General features: G+C 38.1%; 2 protein-coding genes. Both read right to left on the bottom strand.

The genetic code is table 11. The features are described from left to right. Window positions 1–378 precede the first annotated feature (378 nt). A complete protein-coding gene (locus ACFXOA_RS32240; RefSeq protein WP_375839305.1) occupies window positions 379–1,287 on the bottom strand; it encodes a hypothetical protein in 909 nt (302 codons plus the stop codon). A 90-nt stretch (window positions 1,288–1,377) separates the two neighbouring features. Next, a complete protein-coding gene (locus ACFXOA_RS32235; RefSeq protein WP_375839303.1) occupies window positions 1,378–1,551 on the bottom strand; it encodes a hypothetical protein in 174 nt (57 codons plus the stop codon). Between the last annotated feature and the right edge of the window lie 388 nt (window positions 1,552–1,939).

The following is a 1,939-nucleotide window of genomic DNA, read 5'->3' as shown; positions in this document are numbered from 1 at the left end:
GTGCCTGTTGAGTTTCTATGCTCTTAGAACAGGTGCCGTTTTTGAAGCCAAAGATATAGCATAGATACCCCATAGATATAGCAGGGATATACCAAAATATCTCTAGAGATACGGGTATCTATGCTATATCTCTCTACAAGATTCCTCCACACGCTTGACGGAAATGCTTCAGCATTTTAGCACTCACTCGACAGAGTGTATAAGTGCGCCATTCGGAATTTCAAAGCTTCAAATTTCACAGAGAGTGCCCATTTATACACACCCCCTAAATCGTGGTGTGACAATGGGTTCTCGCCGGCTCGAAATCGGTTTGTCATTCTGACAAATAACCCTTCGGGAAATAAAAAAAACGGCTCCATAAAGAGGAACCGTTTTGCTTCAAAAATCACGTTTTGTGTTATACTGGAGAAACGAAATTGTGTTTTCAAAATTGTCATTTTCGACATGATAACTTTTCTCGTAGTGTGGTTTTGCCGAACCCACTACTTTTTTTATGTCTCCGAACTTCATTTCTTCCCGTTCCGGCTTAACAATCCCTTTTGATTTTCGATACATATTCATTCCGGAAGGATACATGTGCAGCCGTCCGCCTTTTAAAAATTTCTTTTCCCGACCTTCTACGATCTTTGTTTGCACCTCACAGCCCTCTGAAGCCACTTTTAAGGCTGTTTCCCTGTCTTGGACATCTTCTAGGTCTATATCAGTCAAATAAGCGCTCAAATAGGCTCCTATGTTGTCTATATCCTTTAATGACTTGATTGTTACAAATCCTAAACCCCATAGACTCCTTAATTCAGCATTTTTAATATAAATCTTATCCAAATCATTAAAGCGCATTAAAACATGACAATGCCAGGCTCCACGTCCTTGTGGCTCTACCACCGATAAATAATCTATCGAACTTTCTTTCTTGTATTTATAACGCAACCTGTCGATAAAATTTTGAAAATCACTATAAAGTTTTTTCGTGTCCGTCATATTTTTCTTGTATGTCAAAGTTATATGTAATTCATTTGGCCGTCCTATAAAATTGTTATTTATCAAATAACGCAGCTTCTTAAAGGTTTGTCTCAAAGAATTATAATTTTCCTGCCGATTTTCCGAATGCTCGAACTCCCGGATCTCCCCAGTAGAGAGGTCTACAAACCTATCCTTGTCCAATTTTTTGATATTATTTTTCCGGTTCATCTTCTCCATATGCTGAACTTCAATGACGTGATTCATAGTGGTCACTTTTACAACATCATTTGGAGCTATGAAAACCGCGTCACCATTGCGTTTATCCATCCATTTCCCCTCAATTTTTCCTGTAATGTTTAATTAAAATCAAGTTAATAATAAAGAACCCCAAATCCGAAGTCAGTTTTTCAACAAAAATTAGCGTCCTTTTCCCAAATAGTCCCTATACAATTCCTTAATAGCAAACTCAATTACAGCATCTTTTGAAACTCTTCCAAATTCATTGTGTTTTGTAAAATGTTCGGCTAATAACTCTAGCTTTTTAAATGTTTCAACAGTAATTCGAGGTCCAATTTGTTTTTTCTCTTCCATCCAAACACACTCCTAACAAGTTGTTAACATAATTCTAACATTGGAAATAATAGAATTCAAGAACAGAAAAAAGAAGCACACTCGGAATGATATTTCGTTTCCTTTTGATTCCGAGCCTCCACCCCTTACAATCCCCAAAGGCAACCGACAAGGGAAAATTCGTCCCTTATCGGCACCTCCGGAAATTGTACAGCAAGGGGTCACTCCCAATAAAAAGACTACGACATATAAAACAGGTTTAGCTTCAGAGAAAAAGAGCATAAGGAAACTCGGTGCCACCCTAAAAAAAAGGGTGTCAAACAGGCTGTGCCTGTTGAGTTTCTATGCTCTTAGAACAGGTGCCGTTTTTGAAGCCAAAGATATAGCATAGATACCCCATAGATATAGC

This window comes from Streptomyces sp. NPDC059166, assembly GCF_042755185.1.
Lineage (GTDB): Bacteria > Actinomycetota > Actinomycetes > Streptomycetales > Streptomycetaceae > Streptomyces.
The sequence above is the reverse complement of the archived record's forward strand: the minus strand, read 5'-3'. Positions and strand labels throughout refer to the sequence as shown.